The following is a 6,463-nucleotide window of genomic DNA, read 5'->3' as shown; positions in this document are numbered from 1 at the left end:
GTATTATGTGGGTTTTGGTCGATTTACATTATACCTAAAGGATGAGCATATGGCTCATTTTTATGAAATTATCTTTTTACACCATTATATGGACGTTACCACAGTTGCCTGTAAAGGAAGAACAAATGCGGTCTTCCGTCAACTGAATAAAGAACTTGCGAACAACTTTTCGGGGGGGTATAGGCGTTTACTTGTGCCCCTCTTGCTTTGTGACAAAACAGAATGATTTTCCTGTACAAATATTGGTATTTACAGAAATACTTTTCTGCAAGAAACCAACGACTCCAAGGAGGCTCCATGAAGAAGAAAATCCTGGCCATGGCCTTTGCCCTGGCTTCCCTGGCCCTTCCTGCCGGGGCGGAAGAATACACCCTGCGCCCGGGGGATCAGCTGAATATCGTCGTCATCCAGGAGCAGGACATCAGCTCCAATCTCCAGAATTCCCAGGAAACACCCTACACCGTCCGGCCCGACGGCACCGTTTCCTTTCCTCTGGTGGGGGAAATCAACGCCAGCGGCATGACCGTGGACCAGTTCACCCAATATCTCCGGAACGGCCTTTCCCGGTACTATGTGGAACCGGACGTAACCGTGAACATCGTGAAACTGGGGGGCATCCGGGTCCATGTGTTTGGGGAAGTGAAGAAGCCCGGCACATATGAACTTACCAAGAGCCACACCATTATGGACGCTCTGGGGGCTTCCGGGGGCTTCACCTGGGATGCGGCCAAGAAGAAGGTGTTCCTGATCCACCAGGACGACACCAACAAGGCCATCAAGATCAACCTGAACAATATGCTGAAAACCGGCAACCTGAAGGACAACCTGGTCCTGAAGGAAGGGGATATCCTGTATCTCACCAAGAACGGCCGGATCGACTTTGCCCGGGATATTGTTCCGTTCCTCAGCGGTGCTTACATGATTTCGGAAATCAAGGACAACAACGATTAAAAGGAGAAACCATCTTGAACGAACAGGAAATCGATTTGCGGGAACTGTGGCAGATCGTCCGGACCAACCAGAAAACCATCGCCAAGATCACTGGCGGGTTCCTGGGCCTGGCCGTGGCCTATCTGCTCATTGTCCCCAATACCTACCAATCCACCGCCCTGCTGCGGATCAAACAGGAAAAAGGCCTGTCCAGTTCCGTTATGGAACAGCTGCCCCTGGGCAACGCCCAGCTCACCAAACAGCAGATGAACACCCATGCGGAAATCCTCAAAAGCCGCCATGTGGTGATCCCGGTGATCGAACAGACCGAAGAGGAAAAAGACGGCAAGTATCCCCGGTACGAGGACTATGTGAAAACTCACATCATCACCAAGCCCTACAAGGATACGGAAATCCTGGAAGTGGACGTAACCGGCAAGACCCCGGAACAGGCCCAGGAAGCCAACCAGCTGCTGGTCCAGGGGTTCCTGGACCGGCTGACGGAGCTGTCCCATGCGGAATCCGCTGCCACCCGGGAATTTTTGGAACAGCGGGTGAAATCCTCCAAAAAAGAGCTGGATGATGCGGAAACCAAACTGAAAAACTACCAGGTGAAGCACAAGATCTTCTCCACCGACAACCAGATGAAGAGCCTGGCGGAACGGATCACCGACCTGGACAAAGCCAAGGCCCAGAACAAACTGGATATGGAAACCGCCCAGGCCGCCCTGGGGTCCATCAACGACCAGCTGTCCGGAGCCGGGGCCTCCCTGGCCGACAGCCCTTCCATCCAGCAGGCCAAGAACAAGCTGGTGGATCTGGAAACCCAAAAGGCCGGCTACACCGGAAAATACACCAGCGAGAACCCTAAAATGAAGGAAATCAACCGGCAGATTGGGGCCGCCCGCTACAGTCTCCGCCGGGAGATCCAGGCCATCATCGCCCAGAAGGCGCCCTCTTCCAGCACCGTCCAGCAGAAGCTCCTCAGTGACAAATTCACCAACGAAGCCCTGATCGCCGTGGCCCAGGGGAAGAATTCCGCCATCGACCAGCTGGAAAAGAAGAACGCTGACGAAATCGCCAAGCTGCCCCAGACCCAGCAGGGTTACCTGCAGGTGAAACGGGATGCGGACGTGGCCCAGGAAATCTACGTGATGCTGGCCAAACGGCTGGAAGAAGCCAAAGTGGCGGAAGTGATGGTGCCTACCAAAGTCCAAGTGGTGGACGAAGCCACCCTGCCGGACAAACCCATCAAACCCCGGAAACTGCTGACCCTGGTGCTGGCCCTGTTCCTGGGTCTCTTTGGAGGCACCGGCTACACCATCGCCCGGACCCTGCTGAACCGGAAAATCCGTACTGCTGCTGACGTGGAACAGTATCTGGAACTGCCCGTCCTGGGGGTGATCCCGGAAGCGGGAGACCATAAACGGCCGGAAGAAGAAGGATTCTGGGCCGGCCTGCGGAGGAAATTATGGAAGAAATAAAACTCATTGTGGAAAATGACCCCAAGTCTCCCATTGCGGAAACCTACCGGGCCATCCGGACCAACCTCCAGTTTGCAGGAGCCGGTCAGGACCTGAAATACATCTGCTTCACCTCCAGCGTCCCTGGGGAAGGGAAGTCCACCACCATTTCCAATATGGCCCTGACCCTGGCCCAGGACGGGAAAAAAGTCCTCCTGGTGGACTGCGACCTGCGGAAGCCGGTCCAGCACAAGATTTTCGGGGTCATCAACCAGGGGGTCACCAACTGCCTGGCCCAGGGAGTCCCCTTTGCCCAGGTGGTCCATCCGGAAGTGTTCCCCAACCTGGATCTTTTGACCAGCGGCCCGGTGCCGCCCAATCCCTCCGAGCTTATCGGATCGGAAAAAATGGAACAGCTGCTGGACCAGGCGGGCAAAGCCTATGACTATGTGTTCATCGACCTGCCCCCGGTGCTGGCCGTCACCGACGCCGCTCTGTTGGGGAACCTGGCCGACGGCGTGGTTCTGGTGGTCCGTTCCGGCATGGTGGCTCCCGAAGAAGTCCAGGAAGCCAAAAAACGTCTCCAGGCCGGCAAAGCCAACATCCTGGGGGTCGTCTTAAACGGCGTTCCCCAGCAGCACAAAGGCTACGGATACGGCTATTATTATTACGATTATTACGATGAGAACCATGTGAAGCATCACAAGAAAAAGGGGAAGCGGGAACAGGAATAGTGCAGAGTGCAGAGTGCAGAGTGAAGAGTGAAGAGCGACGTACCTGCACTCCCCAGCACGCAGATCCTGCACTGGAACCGTAGGGGCAGCAGGCCCGCCCCACGACAAACGATGAACGAATAGGAGGTCAACCATGAACCGTTTCATGACCACATCCATGCACAAAAAAATACAACAGGAACTTCTCAACGGCTTCAACATCCTGCTGGTCACCGGGGCCTTCTGGCTCTGCTGGTCCTACTTCTATGCCAGCCAGATCACCCATCCCTTCTACTACGTAGGCAACCTGATCATGGTGTTCCTGTTCGGCCTGTTCTACTACTTTACATCCCATCTGTACAACGGCTACAGCCTGCCCATCAGCCGCATTTACGAGCTGGTGTACAGCCAGGCCCTGGCCGCCCTGATCAGCGACGGTATCCTGTATCTCATCACCATCCTGATCAACCGGCACTACATCAGCTTCTTCCCCTTTGTGCCCACTTTCCTGCTCCAGTTCTTCCTGATCACCCTGTGGACCGTGGCGGCCCACCAGTGGTACTTCCGGGAGTTCCCGCCCAGAAAGACCGTGGTGATCCTGGGCCAGGGGCAGAACGTGGACAAACTGGTGAAGCAGTATGGCATGGACGTCCATTTCGATGTCCAGTCCGTAGTCCCGGTGGAGGAATGCCTGAAGGATATCCCCGGCACCATCGGCCAGGCCGAAGTGGTGTTCTGCTGCGGCCTCCACAGCCACAACCGGAACCTGGTGACCAAATACTGCGTGGCTCACAAAATCGGCACCTATGTAATTCCCCGGATCGGAGACGTGATCATGGACAGCGCCAAAAAAGTCCATCTGTTCCATCTGCCCATGATGGCCGTCCAGCGGTACAATCCGTCCCCCGAATTCCTTTTCTTCAAACGCCTTTACGATATCGTCCTGTCCCTGGTGGCCCTGGTGCTCTTTGCGCCCATTATGGCCGCCGTGGCCGTGGCCATCAAAATGACTGACGGAGGAGACATCTTCTACCGCCAGGCCCGTCTCACCAAAGACGGCAAAGTCTTCCAGGTGCTGAAATTCCGCAGCATGCGCATGGATGCTGAAAAAGACGGAGTAGCCCGGCTCAGCACCGGCGAAAACGACCCCCGGGTCACCAAAGTGGGCCGCTTCATCCGGGCCGTCCGCTTCGACGAACTGCCCCAGCTGCTGAACATCCTGAAAGGCGACATGGCCATCGTGGGGCCCCGGCCCGAACGCCCGGAAATCTCCGCCCAGTACGCCAAAGCCATGCCCGAATGGAACCTGCGCCTACAGGCCAAATGCGGCTTGACAGGCTACGCCCAGGTCTACGGCCAGTACAACACCACCCCCTACGACAAACTCCTTCTGGACCTGATGTACATCGCTAAACCCAGTCTGTTCGAAGACTTCAAGATCATCTTCGCCACCGTGAAGATCCTGTTCATGAAGGACAGCACCGAAGGGGTGGCAGAAGGACAGGTGACGGCGGAAGTGGAGCCGGTGCATGTGCGGGAGAGAATGAATGGGTAAACAGTATTCTGTCCTTATGTCGGTCTATTATAAAGAACAGCCGGAGTATCTCCAACAGAGCATGGAAAGCATCCTCCATCAAACGATACCCACCAGTGATTTTGTCCTGGTTTGCGACGGACCGTTGACGGCGGAACTGGATGCCGTCATCGAAAAGATGCAACAACTGTTTGGAACCGTTCTCCATGTCCATCGGCTGAAAAAAAATGGAGGCCTGGGAAAAGCACTGAATGCTGGTTTGGAACAGTGCAAGTATGAACTGGTGGCCCGGATGGATTCCGATGATGTAAGCCGTCCGGAACGCTGTGAAAAGCAGCTGCAGGTTTTCACTGAACATCCAGAGTACAGCTTGGTCAGCGGCATTGTGGAAGAATTCGATGGAGATATCCATAACGTGACAGGCTGCCGGGTTGTCCCCGAAACTCAACAGGAAATCCTCCAGTTTGCCAAAAAGAGAAACCCCTTCAATCACCCCTGTATCATGTACAAAAAAAGTTCCGTACAGGCTGTAGGGAGCTATCAGGATTTTTACCTGTTGGAAGACTACTACCTCTGGATCCGTATGCTGCAGCAGGGGTATTTGGGCTATAACATCCAGGAACCTATGCTGTGGATGCGTGCCGGAAGCGCAATGTACAAACGGCGGGGTGGATGGAAGTATGTGAAATCCCAGAGAAAGCTGTTTGAATATATGGCAAAGAGTGGTTTTATCAGCCAGAATGATTACTGGGTTCAGAGTATGGTAAGGCTGGTGGGGGCAGTTATGCCCAACAAGTTGCGGGCTTTGGTATTTAAGAAAATATTGAGAAGTTAATCAGGTAAGGAAAATCGCCATGCATAGAATTGCTTATGTTATCAATTATATTGTGAAAGGCGGACCCAGTGCGGTAGTCTTGAACATGATCCATAATTTGGACCGGACACGATTCGAACCCGTTTTAATTACGCTTTTTGAAGGCAATGATCGTGAAATTATTGCTAATGAAAAAAAAGCAGGGCTCCAAATTATTGAGTGTAATCATAGAAGCCGTTTGCAATTCTTGCTCCATGGCCTTTTTGAGTATAAAAAAATCATGGAAGAATATCGTATTGATATTGTCCATGGGCATGGATTTATCCCCGATCTTATGAATGCTAGATTGGGGAAGAAGTTTAAAACGATTAGTACAGTTCATAATATCATGTTTGAAGATTACCTGATGAACTATGGAAGGGCTAAAGGCTCAATCTACTGCCAGATGCATTTATGGGCTATGCGGCGATTAGACCAGGTTGTTTGCTGTTCCAAAGCAGTGTATGATGTTATGAAAAACCACATTTCTGGATGTCAATATATTGAAAATGGAATAGAAGATTTTGAATATCCTTGCCATGTTTCTCGAAGCGACTTACATCTTCCAGAAGATTCCATTGTGTTTTTATATGCAGGGTATTTAATCCAGCGAAAGCGAGTCCCTTTCTTAGTGGAAAACTTTGTAAAATGCCATGGGCCTAAAGAATACCTGCTGATTTTAGGAATGGGAGAGGATGAAGATTTATGTAAGTCACTGGCAGATAATCATGTTGTTTTTGCCGGTTTTCAGACGAATCCCTATCAATATATGGCAATTTCCGATATTTATACTTCAGCATCTTCTTCGGAAGGATTTTCTATTTCTGTTCTTGAGGCTATGCATTGTGGGCTAGGCTTGTTTTTATCAGATATTCCTTCTCATAGAGAAGTAGTTGAGGGAACATCTGGGCTTTATGTAGGAGAGCTGTTTTCTGAGGATAATTTTACTGAGAAATATGCTACATTGATT

Annotated in this window: 7 protein-coding genes; all 7 read left to right on the top strand. The window is 52.1% G+C overall.

Features of this window, described 5'->3' with window-relative positions; all coding sequences use genetic code 11:
* Nucleotides 1-226, top strand: a 226-nt coding sequence (locus ACZOF8_RS10230; RefSeq protein WP_487426920.1) for a hypothetical protein, incomplete at its 5' end; no start/stop codon positions are given.
* Nucleotides 227-297: 71 nt separating this feature from the next.
* Entirely contained in the window at nt 298-951 is a 654-nt protein-coding gene (locus ACZOF8_RS10225; RefSeq protein ID WP_481143795.1) for a polysaccharide biosynthesis/export family protein, read from the top strand.
* 14 nt (nt 952-965) lie between these two features.
* Nucleotides 966-2,414 (top strand): GumC family protein, encoded by a 1,449-nt coding sequence (locus ACZOF8_RS10220; RefSeq protein ID WP_487426919.1) that lies wholly within the window; start codon nt 966-968, stop codon nt 2,412-2,414.
* The gene (locus tag ACZOF8_RS10215) at nt 2,402-3,127 is read left to right on the top strand and encodes a CpsD/CapB family tyrosine-protein kinase (protein WP_308664655.1); all 726 of its coding nucleotides are present in this window, start codon (nt 2,402-2,404) and stop codon (nt 3,125-3,127) included. Before ACZOF8_RS10220 ends, ACZOF8_RS10215 begins: the two co-directional genes overlap by 13 nt.
* 133 nt (nt 3,128-3,260) lie before the next feature.
* The gene (locus ACZOF8_RS10210) at nt 3,261-4,661 is read left to right on the top strand and encodes a sugar transferase (RefSeq protein WP_487426917.1); all 1,401 of its coding nucleotides are present in this window, start codon (nt 3,261-3,263) and stop codon (nt 4,659-4,661) included.
* Entirely contained in the window at nt 4,654-5,475 is an 822-nt protein-coding gene (locus ACZOF8_RS10205) for a glycosyltransferase family 2 protein (RefSeq protein ID WP_487426915.1), read from the top strand. Before ACZOF8_RS10210 ends, ACZOF8_RS10205 begins: the two co-directional genes overlap by 8 nt.
* A 19-nt stretch (nt 5,476-5,494) precedes the next feature.
* Nucleotides 5,495-6,463, top strand: a 969-nt coding sequence (locus ACZOF8_RS10200) for a glycosyltransferase family 4 protein (protein WP_487426914.1), incomplete at its 3' end; no start/stop codon positions are given.

The sequence above is a fragment of the Acidaminococcus sp. genome, assembly GCF_057597765.1.
The sequence above is the reverse complement of the archived record's forward strand: the minus strand, read 5'-3'. Positions and strand labels throughout refer to the sequence as shown.